At 59.1% G+C, this 19,083-nt stretch carries 17 protein-coding genes; 9 read left to right on the top strand and 8 right to left on the bottom strand.

The features are described from left to right. Positions 1-10 precede the first annotated feature (10 nt). The 5 genes from sfsA to AC5SEO_RS20790 all read left to right on the top strand — a co-directional run bounded on the left by sfsA (position 11) and on the right by AC5SEO_RS20790 (position 4,763). Positions 11-730 carry a DNA/RNA nuclease SfsA gene (gene sfsA / locus AC5SEO_RS20810; protein ID WP_003515398.1) on the top strand — a complete coding sequence of 240 codons (720 nt, stop codon included), beginning with the start codon at positions 11-13 and terminating at the stop codon, positions 728-730. Positions 731-761: 31 nt separating this feature from the next. Beyond that, on the top strand, positions 762-1,595 hold the full coding sequence (gene map, locus AC5SEO_RS20805; RefSeq protein WP_025593534.1) for a type I methionyl aminopeptidase: 834 nt from the start codon (positions 762-764) through the stop codon (positions 1,593-1,595). A gap of 12 nt (positions 1,596-1,607) precedes the next feature. Next, positions 1,608-2,453 carry a RadC family protein gene (radC, locus tag AC5SEO_RS20800; RefSeq protein ID WP_174068373.1) on the top strand — a complete coding sequence of 282 codons (846 nt, stop codon included), beginning with the start codon at positions 1,608-1,610 and terminating at the stop codon, positions 2,451-2,453. Positions 2,454-2,599: 146 nt separating this feature from the next. After that, positions 2,600-3,022, top strand: a complete 423-nt coding sequence (locus AC5SEO_RS20795; protein WP_003515401.1) for a TadE/TadG family type IV pilus assembly protein — start codon at positions 2,600-2,602, stop codon at positions 3,020-3,022. Between the two features lies 1 nt (position 3,023). After that, entirely contained in the window at positions 3,024-4,763 is a 1,740-nt protein-coding gene (locus tag AC5SEO_RS20790; protein ID WP_003515402.1) for a TadG family pilus assembly protein, read from the top strand. 67 nt (positions 4,764-4,830) lie between these two features. On the opposite strand, the gene AC5SEO_RS20785 is transcribed toward AC5SEO_RS20790, so the two are convergent. The 4 genes from AC5SEO_RS20785 to rpiA form a co-directional block, all read right to left on the bottom strand. Continuing rightward, complete coding sequence (locus AC5SEO_RS20785; RefSeq protein ID WP_003515403.1) at positions 4,831-6,207, bottom strand: class II 3-deoxy-7-phosphoheptulonate synthase; 1,377 nt, start codon at positions 6,205-6,207, stop codon at positions 4,831-4,833. Positions 6,208-6,457: 250 nt separating this feature from the next. Beyond that, positions 6,458-7,846 carry a glutathione-disulfide reductase gene (gor, locus tag AC5SEO_RS20780; RefSeq protein ID WP_174068374.1) on the bottom strand — a complete coding sequence of 463 codons (1,389 nt, stop codon included), beginning with the start codon at positions 7,844-7,846 and terminating at the stop codon, positions 6,458-6,460. Positions 7,847-8,014: 168 nt separating this feature from the next. Beyond that, on the bottom strand, positions 8,015-8,581 hold the full coding sequence (locus AC5SEO_RS20775; protein ID WP_003515410.1) for a DUF2059 domain-containing protein: 567 nt from the start codon (positions 8,579-8,581) through the stop codon (positions 8,015-8,017). A gap of 16 nt (positions 8,582-8,597) precedes the next feature. Next, the gene (rpiA, locus tag AC5SEO_RS20770; protein WP_003515412.1) at positions 8,598-9,293 is read right to left on the bottom strand and encodes a ribose-5-phosphate isomerase RpiA; all 696 of its coding nucleotides are present in this window, start codon (positions 9,291-9,293) and stop codon (positions 8,598-8,600) included. Positions 9,294-9,485: 192 nt separating this feature from the next. Between rpiA and AC5SEO_RS20765 the strand changes: the two genes are divergently transcribed. Next, positions 9,486-10,187 (top strand): HAD family hydrolase, encoded by a 702-nt coding sequence (locus AC5SEO_RS20765; protein ID WP_149910070.1) that lies wholly within the window; start codon positions 9,486-9,488, stop codon positions 10,185-10,187. 23 nt (positions 10,188-10,210) lie between these two features. Next, positions 10,211-10,783 (top strand): hypothetical protein, encoded by a 573-nt coding sequence (locus AC5SEO_RS20760; RefSeq protein ID WP_174061363.1) that lies wholly within the window; start codon positions 10,211-10,213, stop codon positions 10,781-10,783. Positions 10,784-10,851: 68 nt separating this feature from the next. On the opposite strand, the gene AC5SEO_RS20755 is transcribed toward AC5SEO_RS20760, so the two are convergent. After that, complete coding sequence (locus AC5SEO_RS20755) at positions 10,852-12,789, bottom strand: L,D-transpeptidase family protein (RefSeq protein WP_076845397.1); 1,938 nt, start codon at positions 12,787-12,789, stop codon at positions 10,852-10,854. Positions 12,790-13,197: 408 nt separating this feature from the next. Between AC5SEO_RS20755 and fumC the strand changes: the two genes are divergently transcribed. Then, positions 13,198-14,589, top strand: coding sequence for a class II fumarate hydratase (fumC, locus tag AC5SEO_RS20750; protein WP_174068375.1), 1,392 nt, complete (start codon positions 13,198-13,200; stop codon positions 14,587-14,589). A 208-nt stretch (positions 14,590-14,797) separates the two neighbouring features. Then, positions 14,798-15,730 (top strand): alpha/beta hydrolase, encoded by a 933-nt coding sequence (locus tag AC5SEO_RS20745; protein WP_174068376.1) that lies wholly within the window; start codon positions 14,798-14,800, stop codon positions 15,728-15,730. A 66-nt stretch (positions 15,731-15,796) separates the two neighbouring features. On the opposite strand, the gene pyrG is transcribed toward AC5SEO_RS20745, so the two are convergent. The 3 genes from pyrG to tpiA all read right to left on the bottom strand — a co-directional run bounded on the left by pyrG (position 15,797) and on the right by tpiA (position 18,929). Next, positions 15,797-17,434 carry a CTP synthase gene (gene pyrG / locus AC5SEO_RS20740; protein WP_333704228.1) on the bottom strand — a complete coding sequence of 546 codons (1,638 nt, stop codon included), beginning with the start codon at positions 17,432-17,434 and terminating at the stop codon, positions 15,797-15,799. A gap of 150 nt (positions 17,435-17,584) precedes the next feature. Then, a complete protein-coding gene (gene secG / locus AC5SEO_RS20735; protein WP_065687408.1) occupies positions 17,585-18,043 on the bottom strand; it encodes a preprotein translocase subunit SecG in 459 nt (152 codons plus the stop codon). A 115-nt stretch (positions 18,044-18,158) separates the two neighbouring features. Further along, positions 18,159-18,929 carry a triose-phosphate isomerase gene (tpiA, locus tag AC5SEO_RS20730; RefSeq protein WP_003515430.1) on the bottom strand — a complete coding sequence of 257 codons (771 nt, stop codon included), beginning with the start codon at positions 18,927-18,929 and terminating at the stop codon, positions 18,159-18,161. Between the last annotated feature and the right edge of the window lie 154 nt (positions 18,930-19,083).

Genomic DNA, 19,083 nt, shown 5'->3' with positions numbered 1-19,083 from the left:
TTCAGGCCACATGCTCTTCACGCCCCCACTCGTTCCCGCCACGCTGATCGCCCGCTACAAGCGTTTCCTCTTCGACGCCGTTCTGGAGGACGGCACGGCGATTACAGGCTCCTGCCCCAATACCGGCTCCATGCGCGGATTGACCACGCCCGGCTCGCGTATCTGGCTGTCCGAGCATGACAGCCCAACCCGCAAGTACCGGCATATGCTGGAAATGGTCGAGGCCGATGGCACCGTGGTCGGCATCAATACCGGCATGCCGAACCGGCTGGCGGAAGAAGCGATCCTCAATGGCCGCATCCCGCAGCTTGCCGGCTATTCGACGATCCGGCGCGAGCAGAAATACGGCCGCAATTCCCGCATCGATTTCCTGCTTTCCGAAATTGGGCGGCCGGATGCCTATGTGGAAGTAAAAAACGTGCATTTCATGCGCGAAAAAGGTCTGGCCGAATTCCCTGATACCGCCACCAAACGCGGCGCCAAACATCTGGAGGAGCTGGGCGACGCAGCAGAGGCCGGTCACCGCGCGGTGATGCTCTATCTCATTCAGCGTAACGATTGCGACCGGATGCGCATCTGCGATGATCTGGATCCGGTCTATGCGCTGGCGTTTCAGCGAGCCATGTCGCGCGGCGTGGAGGCCTATGCGGTGAAATGCGACGTTTCCCCGGCACAAATTTCAGTCACGGGAACGGTTAAGATGGACGAATGGCGTCCGGCTGTTTTATGAACAGGGACGTAAAGAGACAGAAAGCACTATGATGGTCACCTATATCGACGCAGCCTCCGCCCCCCTCAAGAATACCGGCGTCATCCGCCTTTATACCCCTGAGGATTTCGACGGGATGCGCAAGGCGTGCCAGCTGACGGCGCGTTGCCTCGACGAACTGGCGGCAATCGTCAAGCCGGGTGTGACGACTGATGCCATCGACCGTTTCGTCTTCGAGTTCGGCGCCGACCATGGCGCTTTGCCGGCAACACTGAATTACCGCGGTTATACGAAATCCGTCTGCACCTCTATCAACCATGTGGTCTGCCACGGCATTCCGGACGCAAAGCCGCTGCGTGAAGGCGAAATCGTCAATATCGACGTGACCTATATTCTGGACGGCTGGCACGGCGATTCGAGCCGCATGTATCCGGTTGGCACGATCAAGCGCGCGGCTGAACGTCTGATGGAAGTGACCTATGAATGCCTGATGCTCGGCATCGCGGCAGTGAAACCGGGTGCGCGCACCGGCGCGATCGGCGCGGCTATTCAGGCCTATGCCGAGGCGGAACGCTGCTCGGTGGTGCGTGATTTCTGCGGCCACGGCGTTGGACGCCTGTTCCACGACACCCCCAATATCCTGCACTACGGCCGCCCGGACGAAGGCCCGGAGATTCGCGAGGGAATGATCTTTACCATCGAGCCGATGATCAACCTCGGCAAGCCGCATGTGAAGGTGCTCTCCGATGGCTGGACGGCAGTAACGCGCGACCGCTCCCTTTCCGCGCAATACGAACATGCGGTCGGCGTAACCGCTACCGGTTGCGAAATCTTCACACTGTCGCCGGGCGGCTTTGACCGTCCGGGCCTGCCGCCACTCGCATAAGGCCAGACCGCCATGGCAAAACGCCCTGCCCCGCCTTCCGCCGATCTTCCATCGACCTCCGGCTTTCAGGCGGGAAACGGCGATCTGTTCGACGGAACGGATGAGCGCGGCTTCTTTGCCGAACCGCGAAGTGCGGTGAAGAAGACCTCGGAACACCCCGCAGCCATTGCGGAGCCGGAAGCGGAGATCGCACACTATCACGGCCATAGGGACAGGCTGCGGGCGCGTTATCGCGACGGCGGCGACACCGCCCTTGCCGATTACGAACTGCTGGAGCTTCTGCTTTTCCGGCTGATCCCGAGGCGTGATACGAAACCCATCGCCAAGGCGTTGATCGCCCGCTTTGGTACCCTTGGCGGGGTGCTTGGCGCGCCGCTGCCGCTGTTGCAGGAGGTGAAGGGCGTGGGTGAGGCCGTGGCGCTCGATCTGAAGCTCGTCGCCTCCGTTTCCCAGCGCATGCTGAAGGGCGAAATCCGCAACAAGCAGATTCTCGGCTCCTGGTCTTCGGTCATCGACTATTGCCATGCCGCCATGGCCCATGAAACCCGCGAACAATTCCGCATCCTGTTCCTCGACAAGCGCAACGTCCTGATCGCCGACGAGGTGCAGGGTCAGGGAACCGTGGACCACACGCCGGTTTACCCGCGCGAAGTGGTGCGCCGCGCCCTCGAACTTTCCTCTACAGCTTTGATTTTAATACATAATCATCCGAGTGGAGACCCTACCCCCTCGCGTGCCGATATCGAGATGACCAAAACCATCATCGATACGGCAAAGCCGCTGGGGATAGCGGTGCACGACCACATCATCATCGGCAAAGACGGCCACGCCAGCTTCAAAGGGCTTCGGCTGATCTGAAATCCATGGGTATTAACGCGAAGGGCTTTCCCGGCCTGCAACCCATAAGAGCGACATCAATACAAAATTAACACCTATAAATTAGCATTTCCGAAAATAAGAATAAAGGCATCTGACTTTGGTGCCTGAAGAAACGGGGGTGCTTTATGCGTAATGGAGTGCATTTCCTTCGTGATCGATCCGGCTCGTCCGCTGTCGAGTTCGCTATCGTCGCGCCGATTTTCTTTCTCGTCCTGCTGACAATGATTGCCTACGGTATCTACCTGATGGCCGCCTATTCTGTGCAGCAGATCGCCGCCGACGCGGCAAGGACGGCAGTTGCCGGACTGAATACGACCGAGCGCCAGCAGCTGGCCCGTGATTTCGTCACCAAAAGTGACCTCAGCTACGCCTTCATGGACAAGACGCGTTTCACGGTCAACGTCGCCACCGATCCCGCCAATGCCAACCAGTTCACGGTCAAGGTGGAATATGACGCCCGTGATCTGCCGATCTGGAGCCTCTACAGCTACACCCTGCCCGAGCCGGTCATCCGGCGTTTTTCCACAATCCGGATCGGAGGAGCATGACATGCAAAATATCTCTTCTTTGCTTCCCCGTTTCCTGAAGGATCGCACAGGCAACATCGCCATCTCGGCCGGGCTTACCGCACCGCTTTTCATCGGCATATTGGCGCTTGGCGTCGATTATGGCTATCTGACCCTGCAGAAGCGGCAATTGCAGCAGACCGCCGATCTTGCGGCCATATCAGCGGCGGCCAATGCCGCTGATCCCGAAAAGGCGGTCCAGCAATATTTTGCCCTCAACGGCATGAATCTCGGGGTCAAGACACCGAATGGCCTCTTGACCGTAGACGGTCTTCAACCTTTCGACCCCTTGAACGAATTTGCCAAGAGCAACGGTTATGCCGAAGTCGTCAAAGGTCACTATGAGCCGGACGCGACCCTGCCTGTCGGCCAGCGTTTCGTCGAAAATGCACTTCCCACCAATGCGATGAAAGTGAATATCGTCGAAAAGGGCCAGATATTCTTTGCCTCCGCCTTCACCACGCCGCCCAAGATTTCCGCGGCTGGAACGGCCTCATCCCAAAAGATCGCGGCATTTTCGGTGGGCTCGCGACTGGCAAGCCTCGATGAAGGCATTTTGAACAGCCTGCTCGGCGGCTTGCTCGGTACGACGGTCTCGCTCAAGGTTATGGATTACCAGGCGCTTGTGGCTGCTGATGTCAACGCGCTGCATGTCGTCGAAGCGCTGGCTGTCGATCTCAACCTGACAGCCGGCACCTACAAGGATGTCCTGAAGACGGAAATCACCTACGGCAAATTCCTGGACGCGCTGACGAAGACCACCGGCCTGCAGCCGGCTGTGGCCAACATTCTGAAGACGCTGGCAAAAACCGCCAACAAGAGCAACATCAAGCTCAAGCTTGAAGAAATCCTCAATCTCGGCCCGTTCTCGGACAAGCTGATCGGTAGCGGCGAAAACCTAAAGGTCACCGCAGGCGTCTTCGATCTTCTCAACGCCGCCGCCGTGGCAGGCAATGGCGGCAACCAGCTGGCGCTCAACCTCAACGCCAATCTTCTCGGTCTAGCCTCGGTCAAGACAACGCTCGCCATCGGTGAGCCACCCGTCGAAACGCCGTCGCTTGCCGTCGGCGGCCAGGGCACCGTGGTACGCACCGCACAAACCCGGCTGGCGGTCAGTGTCGTGGTTGACGGGCTTCAGGCGATTGCCGGTCTGAAGGTCAATATTCCGCTCTATGTGGAAGTCGCCCATGCCGAAGCGCGGCTCGCCGACATTCGCTGCACGGGCGGCGGACAGGGTACGGTCGATGTCGAAGTCGTTCCCGGCGTCGCAGAAATCGCGCTTGGCAATGTCGATACCACGGCCTTTGCCAATTTCGGCAAGGATCCGCGCGTTACCAAGACGGCGATCGTGGATTCGGCCCTGCTCGCCATCAATGGCAGCGCCCTCATCAATGCCACGAACATGACGAAGACCAAGCTGACCTTTACCCAGTCGGATATCACCCAGGCCAAGATCAAGAGTGTTTCCACGAAGGATACCGTTACCACTCTTGTCAGTTCACTGTTGAAGAACCTCAATCTGGATATCAGGCTTCTCTTCCTTAATATCGATCTGGGAGGTCTGGCGGGCATCCAGTCAGCGCTTGCCAACACGCTCGCGGCAGTCACGGCGCCCGTGGATCAGCTGCTCTACAACGTGCTGCTGGTACTCGGCGTCAAGATTGGCGAAGCCGATGTGCGCGTCACCGACGTTCGCTGCCAGCAGCCGGCACTCGTCCAGTAATCAGGCCGACAACCATAAAAAAAGCCGCCGGCAGTATCCGGCGGCTTTTTTGTTTGATCTGCCTCTGTCAGGCAGTAGCAATTGCCAGACGCTTCTCGTCACGGCCGCTCTTCATGCGCTCGGACAGAAGGAAGGCCAGCTCCAGTGCCTGATCGGCGTTGAGACGCGGATCGCAATGGGTGTGGTAACGATCCGACAGCGAATCTGCCGTCACGGCGCGGGCGCCGCCGGTGCACTCGGTCACGTCCTTGCCGGTCATCTCGATGTGGATGCCGCCTGGATGTGTGCCTTCGGCGCGGTGGATCTGGAAGAAGCTTTCGACTTCCGACAGGATACGCTCGAACGGACGCGTCTTGTAGTGGTTGAGCGTGATGGTGTTGCCATGCATCGGATCGCACGACCAGACGACCTTGCGGCCCTCTTTCTCCACGGCACGGATGAGCTTCGGCAGGCTGTCGGCAACCTTGTCGTGGCCGAAACGGCAGATCAGCGTCAGACGACCTGCCTCGTTTGCAGGGTTCAGCGCGTCGATCAGCTCGATCAGATTATCAGGCGTCAGCGACGGTCCGCACTTCAGGCCGATCGGGTTCTTGATGCCGCGGAAATATTCCACATGCGCATGGTCGAGTTGACGTGTCCGGTCGCCGATCCAGATCATGTGGCCCGACGTGGCATACCAGTCACCGGAGGTCGAATCGACGCGGGTCAGCGCCTCTTCGTAACCGAGCAGCAGAGCCTCATGGCTGGTGAAGAAATCGGTTTCGCGCAGGCTAGGATTGTTTTCTGCGCTGATGCCGATTGCCTGCATGAAGTTCATGGTCTCGGAAATCCGGTCAGCCAGCTTGCGGTAACGATCCGCCTGCGGGCTGTCCTTGATGAAGCCGAGCATCCACTGGTGAACGTTTTCAAGGTTGGCGTAGCCGCCCATTGCGAAAGCGCGCAGCAGGTTAAGCGTCGCCGCCGACTGGCGGTACGCGTCGAGCTGACGCTCGGGGTTCGGCACGCGCGAGGTCTCATTGAACTCGATGCCGTTGATGATGTCGCCGCGGTAGGACGGCAGCGTCACGCCATCGAGCACTTCCACGTTCGAAGAGCGGGGCTTGGCGAACTGACCGGCAATACGACCGACCTTCACCACCGGCAGCTGCGCACCATAGGTCAGGACGACAGCCATCTGCAGGAAAGCGCGGAAGAAGTCGCGGATATTATCCGCGCCATGCTCGAGGAAGCTTTCGGCGCAATCGCCACCCTGCAACAGAAAGGCGTTGCCGTCTGCCACATTGGCAAGCTGCTTTTTCAGGCGGCGGGCTTCACCGGCAAAAACGAGCGGCGGATAGGTCGCAAGCGTGGCTTCCGTCGCCGCAAGCGCTGCCGCGTCAGGATATTCGGGAACCTGCTGGATCGGTTTCTGCCGCCAACTGCCGGGTGTCCAATTCTGTGCCATGTCCTTACCCTTTTCTCGCCCGCGCATTTGTGCACGACCGCCTCGAAAAATTGAGCGGCTTATAGCTCCAAGCACAGGCTTTGCATAGCCGATGTCAGGGCCATCGGGCCCATTCCGCCCGTTTTGGGCGTTTAACGTGCATAAAAGTCAATTCAAACGATTTAATAAACCCGCCACCACCCGGAAAACAACGGTTTTCAAGCGGTGGCGAGCAAAGCGGAGACGTGATCACGTCGCGCAAGCGACGGCGTTACACGCGCTCGCCGTCCACCACGCGGTAGCTTGGCGAATACATCGTCACCAGTTCCTCGGCCGCTGTCGGATGAACCGCCATGGTGCGATCGAAATCGTCCTTGGTGCATCCGGCCTTCAGCGTGATGCCGAGAAGCTGCGCCATTTCGCCTGCCTCGTGGCCGAGAATATGCGCGCCGACGACCTTACGGTCGGCGGCATTGACGATCAGCTTCATGATCGTCTTTTCCTGTCGCCCGGACAACGTTGCCTTCATCGGACGGAACTGCGCGCGATAGACCTCCAGTTGCGGGTATTTCTTGCCCGCTTCCTCTTCAGAAAGTCCAACCGTGCCGATTTCCGGCTGCGAGAACACCGCAGTGGCAATAAGCTCGTGGTCCGGCTTGGTCGGGTTGTTCTTATACTCGGTTTCGATGAAGCACATGGCCTCGTGGATCGCCACCGGCGTCAGCTGTACCCGATCGGTGACGTCGCCCAGTGCGAAGATACCAGGAACGTTCGTGCGCGAATACTCATCGACGATGATCGCGCCGCGCGCATCCACCTTCACACCGGCATTTTCAAGGCCTAGACCATGCGTATTCGGATCGCGACCGAGCGCCAGCATCACCAGGCCGACATGCAGCGAGTTGCCCTGCTTCGTCCGTGCCACAAAGCCGCCCGCACCTTCCTTGCTCACTTCCTGAATGACGTCTTCAAGAATGATACGAATGCCCTTGGCTTCCATCGCTTCATGAAGGCCCTTGCGCATATCGTGATCGAAGCGCGAAAGGATTTCCCTGCCGCGATAGATCAGCGTCGTTTCGACACCGAGTCCGTGGAAGATATTGGCGAATTCCACGGCGATGTAACCACCGCCAGCGATCAGGATCGATTTCGGCAGCTCTTCCAGGTCGAAAGCCTCGTTGGAGGAGATCGTCAGCTCGTGGCCGGGCAGCGCCTTGTGTTCGTTCGGCGTACCGCCAACGGCAATCACGATACGCTCGGCCGTGAAGGTCTCACCAGTCTTCGTCAGCTTCACGGTATGCGCATCGACAAGCTCTGCACGGCTGTCGAAAATATCGGCCTTGGCGTTATCCAGACCCTTGCGGTACAGCCCTTCGAGACGGGTGATTTCCCTGTCTTTCGCTTCGATCAGTTTTTTCCAGTCGAAACGACGCTCGCCAACGCTCCAGCCGAAACCTTCGGCATCCTCGAAATGCTCCGGAAATTGCGAGGCATAAACGAACAGCTTCTTCGGCACGCAACCACGGATGACGCAGGTTCCGCCGTAACGGTATTCCTCGGCAATTCCCACACGCTTGCCGAGTGAGGCGGCAACGCGAGCGCTGCGCACCCCGCCCGAGCCGCCACCGATAACGAAAAGATCGTAGTCATAAGCTGTCATAGTCAAAACCCCTGATCAAAACCACGTGCCATCGGCCTCAAGGCGGGCTGTGGCGTATTCATGGCACATATAGGTGCTGCGACGCACAAATGAAAAGCCCGACCTTACGGCCGGGCTTTGAATATTTCTGAACGTGAGCTTTGGGACCCGACGCTCTATCTATTTCACTCAGGGCTTGTGAGCCGGAGCGCCACCGGTGTTGCCCTGATCGGCCGGAAGCGGCTTCAGATCAGCGCCGGCCACCTTCTGCAATTCGGTCATGCTGGAGGTGTTCAGATCGCGGTTGATGCCCGCGGCCCAGATGTCGGCAGCCTTCATCAGTTCGCGCGTGGCGATAGGGCCGTCCTTCAGAAGCTTCTTGCCGGCTTCGCTGCTGTAGAAGGTTGAGATGGCGTTCAGCTCTTCGACGGAGAAGGCGCGCGCGTAGGTGAGTGCTGCCTCGCGTTCCAGATCGGCGCGGCGCGGCGCAAGCTCAAGTGCCTTGGCGTCTACAGTCGCGGTGATCACGTCCTGCACATTCGGCGATGCCTGAATGAGTTCGGCCTTCAGACGTTCCGCCAGACCCGGCAGGATATCATCGAAACGGTCAGTAACGCCAAGAGAGGCGATCGCCTGCCGTGCGGCGGCTATATGCGCTTCCGAAATTTCCTGAGCGCGTGCGGCAGTACCGAACACGATGCCGGAAATGAGGATCGAAGCAGCGGCAGCTTTGCCCAGTCCCGCTAGTTTGATCATGAAAATCTCGCTCCTGTTATACTGCCTGCATCACGCGGGCGCCTTCAGGACCCGCAATGATGGCAAGCGATGCCAAATTTATGAAAAGTCCGTGCTCGACAACACCGGGGATAGTGTTCAGCTCGCGTGCAAGCGCTTCTGCATCAGGAATACGGCCAAAAGATGCGTCGAGAATGAGGTGTCCACCATCCGTCATGAAGGCGCCGTCGCCCGACGAACGCATCGTCAGGTCGCCCGAGAGGCCGGACCGCGCCGCCAGTTTCTCGATGGCGATCTGTGTCGCCACCTGACCGAACGGATTGATTTCGATGGGAAGCGGAAAGGCGCCAAGCGTCTCCACAACCTTGCTCTGGTCGGCGATGACGATCATGCGGGCGGATGCCGCCGCCACGATCTTTTCGCGCAGAAGCGCACCGCCACCACCCTTGACGAGTCGCAGGCCGTGATCCACTTCGTCCGCACCATCGATGGTAAGGTCCAGTTCCGGCAACTCATCGAGAGATTTCAGCGGCACACCAAGCTCCACGCAAAGGCGCGCAGTACGCTCGGATGTCGGTACGCCTTCGACCTTCAGGCCTGCAGCAACCTTTTCCGCCAGAAGCCTGACGAATTCCTCAGCTGTAGAGCCCGTGCCGATACCAAGTCGCATCCCGTCTTGCACATGGGACAATGCGGCCTCGGCGGCCTTGATCTTCATCTGGCGGGCATCCATGTGCCTGAAACTCCGGTAGCTTTGTCGTCGCCGTGCTGTTTACACGGGTCGAAAGCCAAACGAAAGCATTTTTGCAGGCAACGAACAGAACGTTGTGGCGCGGTTGCAAAGACAAAGCCGTTTGCCTAGGCTTGGCCACAACGAACGCATCGATATCATCGCCAAAAGCATTCTCTCAAGAGGCCAGTTCCCGTGACATCCCGCCCGCTCTCCCCGCTCGCCATCTTCGACCTCGATGGTACGCTCGTCGACACCGCCGCCGATCTCGTTTCCAGCCTCAACCACACCATCGCCGCAGCCAGTCTTGCCCCCGTTACCTATGACGACCTGACGCATCTCGTCGGCCAGGGCGCGCGTGTGATGATCAAGCGGGCCTTCGCGTTGCGTCAGGTAGAATTGCCGGAAGCCGAACTGGAGCCGCTGTACGAGCGTTTCATTGACCATTATCGCGCAGAAATGCCCGGCGACAGCCGCCCCTACCCCGGCATCGTCAGCGTACTGGATGCGCTTTCGTCAGCTGGCATCACGCTCGCGGTCTGCACCAACAAGACCGAAATCCTTGCGATTCCACTGCTCGAAAAACTGGATCTCACCCGATATTTCGCCGCCATCACCTGTGGCGACACCTTCCCCTTCCGCAAGCCTGATGCGCGCCATATTCTCGGCACCATCGAAAAGGCTGGCGGCGACCCGCAGCGCTCGGTCATGGTGGGTGACAGCATCAACGACATTCTCGCCGCCAAAAATGCGGCCGTCCCATCGATCGGCGTCACCTTCGGTTATTCGGATGTGCCGATGGCCGAACTCGAACCAGATGTCGTGATAGATGATTTTGCAACGCTAACGCCAGATCTAGTGGGAAGGCTGCTGACAGAACGCAACGCCGCTGCATAAATCGGAACACTCTCAGGCTCGCCATGGTCGATCGCAATTTCCTTTTCCCTCGCACCGCCGTCGGCATTGTCGCCGTCGGCGATTCTGGCGAGGCCCTGCTTTTGAGGGCAATGCTGGAAAGCCTAGGCGCATCGGTAAGGCTTTATCTCCCCGGCACGCCGGAAGACATTCTGGTCTGCCTGAAACAGCCAGACAACCCGCCGCCCTACCTCATCATCAGCGGTCATGGCGATGAAAACGGCCTAGTCGTCGGCGAGTGCGACACGGAGATAACCCGAACAGAACTGAAAAACGGCAGCATGCACGCCGACATTCTCTCTGGTAACATCGACCTGCGGGACACAGTGGTGTTCAGCACCGCCTGCTGCACGGGTTCGCAGGATTTCGCCAAAGTATTCATTGAAGGTCGAGCACACGCCTACATAGCCTCACACGGCTATCCCGATGGTGCGGCAACGCCGCTTTTCGTTCATCTATTCTTTTACCAACTCCTCATCCGCAAATCATCGCTGGAAGATGCGCTGTTGAGCGCAAACATGCTCGACGGCGATGGCGAACTGGCATTCACGCTTTTTACGGCATCGTCGCTACGATAGTAACTGGCAGTCGCAGAAACAAAAAAAGCGCCGTTTCCGGCGCTTTCTTTTTCTCAATGAGATTTCTATCAAATCGACGCGGCCCGCGCCTTCGTCGTTACCGCAAACGCCTTCTGGACGTAGCTGTCACGGTCGTAGACGTCGTCGAAGAACTGCACCTTGCCGGCCTTGTCCGGCCAGGCAGTAAAATAGGCCACGTAGACCGGTATCTTCACCGGCACCTGCACGGCGCGGTTCTTGCCCGCTGCAATCTGCTCGTTGACCTTGTCGACGCTGGTGCCAAGCACCGCCGCCGCCATGCGGCGCGGGTCGACCAGACGGATACAGCCGTGGCTCAGCGCCCGCATGTCGCGGTTGAAGAAGCTCTTGGCAGGCGTATCATGCATGTAAATGGCATGCGCATTCGGGAACAGGATTTTCAGGTCGCCCAGTGCATTGTCGCTGCTTGGCGGCTGACGCACCGAAATGGCATTGGTCGAGCCGAACCAGTTGACGCTGGTGGAAGAAACCGCACGGCCACCCACCTGCACCTCATAACCCAGACGGTCGAGATAGGACGGATCGCGGCGCAGCTTCGGCAGCATCTCGTTGACGATGATCGACTGCGGAACACCCCAATAGGGGTTGAATTCGACGGTCTGGATTTCGTCCTGGAAGAAGTAGGTCTGGTTGGCCTTGGAGCCGACCACCACCTTCATGCCGAACTGTTCCTGTCCGTCATTGTGGTAATAGGCCATGAAGGCGGGCTGGTTGATCAAGACGTAGCGCTGGCCGAGATCGGCCGGCAGCCAGCGGATCTGCTCCATCGCCACCTGCACCTTGGCAATCCGGGCGTCGTTGCTTTCGCCGACCATGGCACGCACGGTCGCGCGGCCGATGACGCCGTCGGCCTTCAGGCCGTTTTCGCTCTGGAATGCCTTCACCAGATCAACGAGATCAGGCGTATAATCCGGCGTCTGCTGGTAGCCAGAAATGATCGCCGCATGTTCCGCCTTGAAGGCAGGCGAAGCGCGATGTTCGATTGCCTTGACGACGCTCGCCATGTCGCCGCTGCTGTTGCCGGGTTTCAGCACCAGATCGGCGGGGACCTTGACCGTGTTGGCCGCATCACCCTCGCTGCGCAACCGGGCCAGTTCGGCCTTCAGCGCCAGATATTCGGCGTTCGAAGGTTCACGGCTGCGCAGATAGGCTGCGATATCGGGGCTGAGGCCTGCAAGCTTCAGCACGGGCGCAAGGTTCACCGTCTTGCGCTTGAAATCGTGGTAACCGGACAGCCGGTTCGGATCGACACGGCCACGCGTCGTATCCTGCACATAGGCCAGGACCTTGGCGGAAAGCGCAAGCTCGAACTGCATCTGCGCGCGCTGATAGGCGTCGGAGGTCGATGCGGAAGCCACTTCCACCGGCGTGCCGGATGCGTTCGCGCCTGCGCTGATGCTGGCGGTTACGTCCTTTGCGGGTACTGAAATGCTGTAATCGGCCGGATCGAGGCCGCTTTCGCCAACAGTCTCCAAAAACGCCATGACGGCGTTCGCGCGGGCAGTCAGCTCGCCTTCCGAAACCCAGAGCGCCTTGCCGCCGGCACCGTAATAGGCTTCCAGAGCCTTGCCGATTTCGGGGGTGGCGCTGAACTTCACATTGGCAAGACCCTCGCCGAAATTGGCGGTGTTCACAGCGCGTGCGGTATCGGCCTTGTAATCGTAATAACGTGGACCGGAAACACGCGGCAGAGGCTCGGGATCGGATGCATCGGCGCTCGGTCCGACCGTCGGCGGCGAGGTGACGATACCGGCTGGAGGCATTTCACCGCGATCGCGCGCAACCTTGCCAGGCCCGCCACGCAAAAGGTCCATCAGCGTTACCGCGCCGGCACTGCCGGGAAGAGCGGTGGAAACGGAAAGACCGAGAGCCAGCACCAGCGCTGCCGATGTTTTTCCAGATGTGACTTGCAATTTGATCCTCGTAGCACCCAGCGCCGCCAACGAAGACGGAGCATCCAGTTTCATGCTTGTCTAGCCGATAGACGGCCCGTTGAAAAGAAAACGCCGAAGTCCAGAACGCACCCGAAATGAACCTCATATTACGGCCAAAACCATAAAAACGTAATTTCCAGAATTGGCGAGAATGGTTAAATTTCTATTTATTTCATTCACTTTGCCGTGGTTGGCCAAGCCGTTCCAAGCCGGTGAAACCCCGGTTTTCCGGGCTTTTATCGACGTAGTAAAAATGACACGCCAAGGTCTTTTTCTTAACCGGGCAGGATGAGCGCCAAAATCGCCCTGTCCCAAGGGAAATATCTGCCAGGCATGCCTCGCAACGCTTTCATTGCCAGCGCGATGATTCTATATATCGGCGCGCGCAAGGCGGGCGAAGTGCCGTTTTGGCGGAGGAAAACGAGTAAAAAGGCAAGATTGATGACAGCCACACGGACGGAAACCGATACATTTGGACCCATTGAAGTTCAGGCCGATCGCTATTGGGGCGCGCAGGCGCAGCGCTCGCTCGGCAACTTCAAGATCGGCTGGGAAAAGCAGCCCGCCTCTGTCGTTCGCGCGCTCGGCATCGTCAAGCAGGCCGCCGCCCGTGCGAACATGGCGCTTGCAGGCCTCGACCCCAAGGTAGGCGACACCATCATCGCAGCCGCACAGGAAGTCATCGACGGCAAGCTGACTGAACATTTCCCGCTGGTCGTCTGGCAGACCGGTTCCGGCACGCAATCCAACATGAATGCCAATGAGGTGATTTCCAACCGCGCAATCGAAATGCTCGGCGGCGAAATGGGCACCAAGAAGCCGGTTCACCCCAACGACCACGTCAATATGAGCCAGTCCTCGAACGACACCTATCCGACGGCGATGCACATCGCCTGCGTGGAAGAAATCGTTCACCACCTGCTGCCGGCCCTCAAGCATCTGCACTCGGCGCTGGAAGCCAAGGTCAAGCAGTTCGAAAAGATCATCAAGATCGGCCGCACCCACACGCAGGATGCCACGCCGCTGACGCTCGGCCAGGAGTTTTCCGGTTATGCCGCGCAGGTCGCCTCGGCGATTGCCAATATCGAACTCACCCTGCCCGCACTTTCCAAGCTTGCCCAGGGCGGCACGGCGGTCGGCACGGGCCTGAACGCCCCCGTCGGTTTCGCTGAAAAGGTTGCCGAAGAGATTTCCAAGATCACCGGCCTGCCGTTCGTGACGGCGCCGAACAAGTTCGAAGCGCTTGCCTCGCACGATTCCATGGTGTTCTCGCATGGCGCGATCAATGCCGCAGCAGCAGCCCTGTTCAAGATCGCCAACGACATCCGCTTCCTCGGCTCCGGCCCGCGCGCCGGTCTTGGCGAATTGTCGCTGCCGGAAAACGAACCCGGCTCATCGATCATGCCGGGCAAGGTCAACCCGACGCAGTCGGAAGCGCTGACGCAGGTTTGCGCCCACATCTTCGGCAACAATGCAGCGCTCTCCTTCGCAGGCTCGCAGGGGCACTTCGAACTGAACGTGTATAATCCGATGATGGCCTACAACTTCCTGCAGTCGGTCCAGCTTCTGGGCGATGCCGCCGTCTCCTTCACCGACAACTGCGTCGTCGGCATCGAAGCCCGCGAAGACAACATCAGGAAGGGCGTCGAGAACTCGCTGATGCTCGTCACGGCTCTCAACAGCAAGCTCGGCTACGACATCTGCGCCAAGATCGCCAAGACCGCGCACAAGAACGGCACGACACTGCGCGACGAGGCCGTCGGCGGCGGATACCTCACGAACGAGGAATTCGACCAGTATGTGCGCCCGGAAAACATGATCGGCCCGAAGTAAGCCGGTCGGGATCATCGCTGGAATAGAGAACGGGCCTTCGGGCCCGTTTTTTGTTTGTTCGATTGACGGATGAGCGATGAGACCGTGGTGTAGGGTCAAAGCATTGGGATGTCCCGGTACTGACCACTCTTGGTGTTTTTAAATCGTCCCCGTAAGCTGTTCTTCCGCAGAGAATGCCGAAACCAGATGCACGATTGAGGATGACATCATGATCTGCCGCCGCAGCCTGCTTCTTGGTGGTGCGTTCCTCGCCACGGCCATGAAAGTCCCAAGTCTGTTTGCACAAGGCGATCGGCAATGGATTTCGCTTTGGCCCGGCCCGCCTCCGGGAGGCGGTGGTCCGAACGGCGTCCCGAATATAAGCAAAAAAGGCGCTGTCACCAACATTGCCGTACCGAGCCTGGAGGTCTTCGCTCCCGCAAAGCCAAATGGTTCCGCAATGATCATTGCAGGTGGCGGTGGATATAAACGCATCGAGGAAGGCAAGGAGTCCTATCCCGCCGCACGCTGGCTCGCGGCCAGAGGCATTTATGCTTTTGTCCTCACCTATCGTCTGCCGATTGAAGGATGGGCTGCTGGACCGCTGGCACCGCTTCAGGATGCGCAGCGCGCATTTCGTCTGGTGCGTGCACGCGCTTCGGACCGGCAGATCGATCCGTACAGGATCGGCGCACTTGGTTTTTCTGCGGGTGGGCACTTGATGGGGTTGGCCGCCGCCCGCTCGGCTTTTGCGTCTTACGAAGCAGTCGATGACATCGACAGGCAATCAGCCCGGCCGAATGTTGCGGCCATGATCTATCCGGTCATCACGCTTGCAGCGCCCTATGAACATACATCGACCCGGAGGTCACTTATCGGCAGGCACCCGACAGACGAGGCAACACGAGAGTGGTCAGTGGAAAGCCATGTGAGCAAAGATTGCCCTCCGGTCTTCCTCACGCAGGCGGATGACGACCGGATTTCCAATCCCGCCAATAGCCGTATCATGCAGCAGGCGTGCGAGAAGGCGGATGTGAATGTCGAATTTCACCCAATCATTTCTGGCGGCCACGGCTTCGGCATGGGCAAGCCCGGAACCCCCACGCAAGAATGGCCTGGATGGTATGAGGCATGGCTGAGGAAGCACAACCTTCTGGCCTGACGCTTTCTGTGCGCACCCCAATAAAAAAGGGCCGCAAAAGCGGCCCTCTTCATCTCATTCAAACCGTCAAACCAGCCGGCTCTGCTCCACCGCCGCTTCGACGAAGCTGGCAAACAGCGGATGCGGGTCGAGCGGGCGGCTCTTGAGTTCCGGGTGGTATTGCACACCGATGAACCAGGGATGGTCAGGATATTCCACCGTTTCCGGCAGCACACCATCAGGAGACATGCCCGAGAAGACGAGGCCGCATTCTTCCAGCCGGTTCTTGTAGTCCACATTCACTTCGTAGCGGTGGCGGTGGCGCTCGGAAATATCCGTGGAACCGTAGATTTCGGCGATCTTCGTGTCCTTCTTCAGCGCTGCCTTGTAAGCGCCGAGACGCATGGTGCCGCCTAGATCGCCCTTGGTGGAGCGCTTCTCCAGCTCGTTGCCCTTTACCCACTCGGTCATCAGGCCAACGACGGGCTCAGCCGTCGGACCGAATTCGGTGGAGGAGGCATTCTCGATGCCGGCCAGATGACGCGCCGCTTCCACGACTGCCATCTGCATGCCAAAGCAGATGCCGAAATAGGGCACGTTGCGCTCACGGGCGAACTGCGCCGCCATGATCTTGCCTTCCGAACCGCGCTCGCCGAAACCGCCTGGCACCAGAATGCCGTTGACCTTTTCGAGATAGGGCGTCGGATCTTCCTTTTCGAAGACTTCCGACTCGATCCACTCCAGCTTGACCTTGACGCGGTTGGCAAAACCACCGTGATGCAGCGCCTCGATCAGCGACTTGTAGGCGTCCTTGAGGCCGGTATACTTGCCGACGATCGCAATCGTTACCTCGCCTTCCGGCGTGCGGATACGGTTGCAGACCTCTTCCCACTGTTCCAGACGCGGCTTCGGCGCCGGTTCGATACCAAAAGCGGCCAGCACTTCCGAATCGAGACCTTCATTGTGGTAGGCGATCGGAACGTCATAGATGTTGGCAACATCCAACGCCTGAATGACGGCGGAAGGACGCACGTTGCAGAACAGCGAAAGCTTGCGGCGTTCCGCTTCCGGGATTTCCCGGTCGGCGCGCACCAGCAGGATGTCGGGATGAATGCCAAGCGCCTGCAGTTCCTTCACGGAATGCTGGGTCGGCTTGGTCTTCAATTCGCCGGCTGCCGGAATGTAAGGCATCAGCGTCAGGTGAACATAGATTGCAGTGCCGCGCGGCAGGTCGTTGCCGAGCTGGCGGATCGCCTCCATGAACGGCATCGCCTCGATATCACCCACTGTGCCGCCGATTTCGCAGATGACGAAGTCGTAATCGTCATTGCCTTCGGTCACGAAATCCTTGATCTCGTTGGTGACATGCGGAATGACCTGAACGGTCGCGCCGAGATAATCGCCGCGGCGTTCCTTGTCGATGATGTTCTTGTAGATGCGGCCAGTGGTGATGTTGTCGGTCTTGGTCGCCGAACGCCCCGTAAAGCGTTCATAGTGGCCAAGGTCGAGGTCCGTCTCGGCACCGTCGTCCGTCACAAACACTTCACCGTGCTGTGTCGGGCTCATCGTGCCGGGATCGACGTTCAAATAGGGGTCAAGTTTGCGAAGCCGCACCCGATAACCACGGGATTGCAGCAATGCTCCGAGTGCCGCAGCTGCGATGCCCTTACCGAGAGAGGAGACCACGCCGCCTGTGATGAATACATATCGCGCCATGGGATTCACCGGATACCTTTTTACCTCTGATTCCGCCAGCCCAAATTTCATGCTGTTGCAAATTCGCTGTTGACGAATTGGCAATGGGATGTGGCGAAATGCGAACAAAAGAAAACCGGCAGGCTTTTGGCCTGCCGGAGCGTTAAATCATAACCGGGCTTATTGACCGGTCGGAACTGCGTTCGGATCGGCGGGCTTGGCCGGCGCCGGAGCGGCTTCACCAGCAGTGGCCGGTGCAGGCGTGGTCTGCGCAGGTGCTGCAGCGCCGCTGTTGGTCGGAACGCCATTCTCAGCCGGAGCCGGCGTTGCCGGCGTCTGTGCCGGGCCGAGCGTGTCGAGAATACCGTTGCCCTGACCCTGCGTGGCCGGAATACGGTTCAGAATATCCGTCGGGCGCGATTCGTACCGGGTCAGAAGACCAAGTCCGAGCGACGTCACGAAGAACAGCGCGGCAAGGATGCCCGTCGTGCGGGTCAGCGCATTGGCCGTTCCGCGCGCGGACATGAAGCCCGAACCGCCGCCGATGCCGAGGCCGCCGCCTTCGGAACGCTGGATCAGAACCACGCCGACAAGCGCCAGCACGATCATGAGGTGAATAACAATCAAAACGGTCTGCATGACAATCCATTCCATGCCCCGCGCGGAGCACTACAAAGAAGGTTTCGCGGCTCTTTACATGAGGCGAAGGCTTATTCCAAGCCCCTTTCCCGCCACTGTGGCAGGAAAGCGTGTCTCAAGCCGTCAGTTGCTCGTATGCCGCATAGATGGAAAGGAAGTCGGAGGCTTTCAAGCTCGCGCCGCCGATCAATGCGCCGTCGACATTCTCGACACCCATCAGTTCCAGCGCATTGGCAGGCTTCACCGAGCCGCCGTAAAGAATCCGCATGGTCTTGCCTTCATCACCAAAGCGCTTGACCAGCTCGTCGCGCATGAAGGCATGAGCCTCGCGCACATCCTGCGTGGTCGGCGTCAGACCCGTGCCGATCGCCCAGACCGGCTCATAAGCGATGACGGTGTTTTCGGCGGTTGCCTCGTCCGGAAGCGATCCGGCGAGCTGGCGCTTGAGGATATCGAGCGTCTGGCCCGCCTTGCGCTCATCCGCCGTCTCGCCAATGCAGACGATGGCGATAAGATCGGCCTGATGGGCGGCAACGGCCTTGGCACGGACCAGATGATCCGTCTCGGCATGGTCGGTGCGGCGCTCGGAGTGGCCGACGATGACATGGGTGCCGAAGCAATCGGCAATCATCTCGGCGGAAATGTCACCCGTATGCGCGCCGGAAACATTCTGGTGGCAATCCTGTCCGCCAATCATCAGCGGGCTGTCGTCGCAGAGCGCGGTTGCCACATAAAGAAGCGTCGATGGCGGGCAGATCAGCGCATCCACCTTTTCGGAAAGCGCGCCCTTGACGCCCTCTGCCATGGCCTTGATCTGATCGAGCGACGAACGGGTGCCGTTCATCTTCCAGTTTCCGGCTACAAGCGGTCGAACATTCGGCGTCATGCGTATCCCATTCCCTTTGTCTCGGAGAGCCGCTTGCGCGAACATCCCTTACCTCAGCCGCCAGGCGGCCCCTAATCGCGACAGAAACCCTGCCGGAAATCCCGGAATATTTCCTTAAACGCAGCTGATGACAATTGGTACAAAAAAGCAGTCA

Source organism: Agrobacterium sp. K11, assembly GCF_059429395.1.
The sequence above is the reverse complement of the archived record's forward strand: the minus strand, read 5'-3'. Positions and strand labels throughout refer to the sequence as shown.

Bases quoted from the DNA above. Each gene is read 5' to 3' on its own strand.
- sfsA (WP_003515398.1), top strand. From the start codon at position 11: ATGCTCTTCACGCCCCCACTCGTTCCCGCCACGCTGATCGCCCGCTAC.
- map (WP_025593534.1), top strand. From the start codon at position 762: ATGGTCACCTATATCGACGCAGCCTCCGCCCCCCTCAAGAATACCGGC.
- radC (WP_174068373.1), top strand. From the start codon at position 1,608: ATGGCAAAACGCCCTGCCCCGCCTTCCGCCGATCTTCCATCGACCTCC.
- AC5SEO_RS20795 (WP_003515401.1), top strand. From the start codon at position 2,600: ATGCGTAATGGAGTGCATTTCCTTCGTGATCGATCCGGCTCGTCCGCT.
- AC5SEO_RS20790 (WP_003515402.1), top strand. From the start codon at position 3,024: ATGCAAAATATCTCTTCTTTGCTTCCCCGTTTCCTGAAGGATCGCACA.
- AC5SEO_RS20785 (WP_003515403.1), bottom strand. From the start codon at position 6,207: ATGGCACAGAATTGGACACCCGGCAGTTGGCGGCAGAAACCGATCCAG.
- gor (WP_174068374.1), bottom strand. From the start codon at position 7,846: ATGACAGCTTATGACTACGATCTTTTCGTTATCGGTGGCGGCTCGGGC.
- AC5SEO_RS20775 (WP_003515410.1), bottom strand. From the start codon at position 8,581: ATGATCAAACTAGCGGGACTGGGCAAAGCTGCCGCTGCTTCGATCCTC.
- rpiA (WP_003515412.1), bottom strand. From the start codon at position 9,293: ATGGATGCCCGCCAGATGAAGATCAAGGCCGCCGAGGCCGCATTGTCC.
- AC5SEO_RS20760 (WP_174061363.1), top strand. From the start codon at position 10,211: ATGGTCGATCGCAATTTCCTTTTCCCTCGCACCGCCGTCGGCATTGTC.
- AC5SEO_RS20755 (WP_076845397.1), bottom strand. From the start codon at position 12,789: ATGAAACTGGATGCTCCGTCTTCGTTGGCGGCGCTGGGTGCTACGAGG.
- fumC (WP_174068375.1), top strand. From the start codon at position 13,198: ATGACAGCCACACGGACGGAAACCGATACATTTGGACCCATTGAAGTT.
- AC5SEO_RS20745 (WP_174068376.1), top strand. From the start codon at position 14,798: ATGATCTGCCGCCGCAGCCTGCTTCTTGGTGGTGCGTTCCTCGCCACG.
- secG (WP_065687408.1), bottom strand. From the start codon at position 18,043: ATGCAGACCGTTTTGATTGTTATTCACCTCATGATCGTGCTGGCGCTT.
- tpiA (WP_003515430.1), bottom strand. From the start codon at position 18,929: ATGACGCCGAATGTTCGACCGCTTGTAGCCGGAAACTGGAAGATGAAC.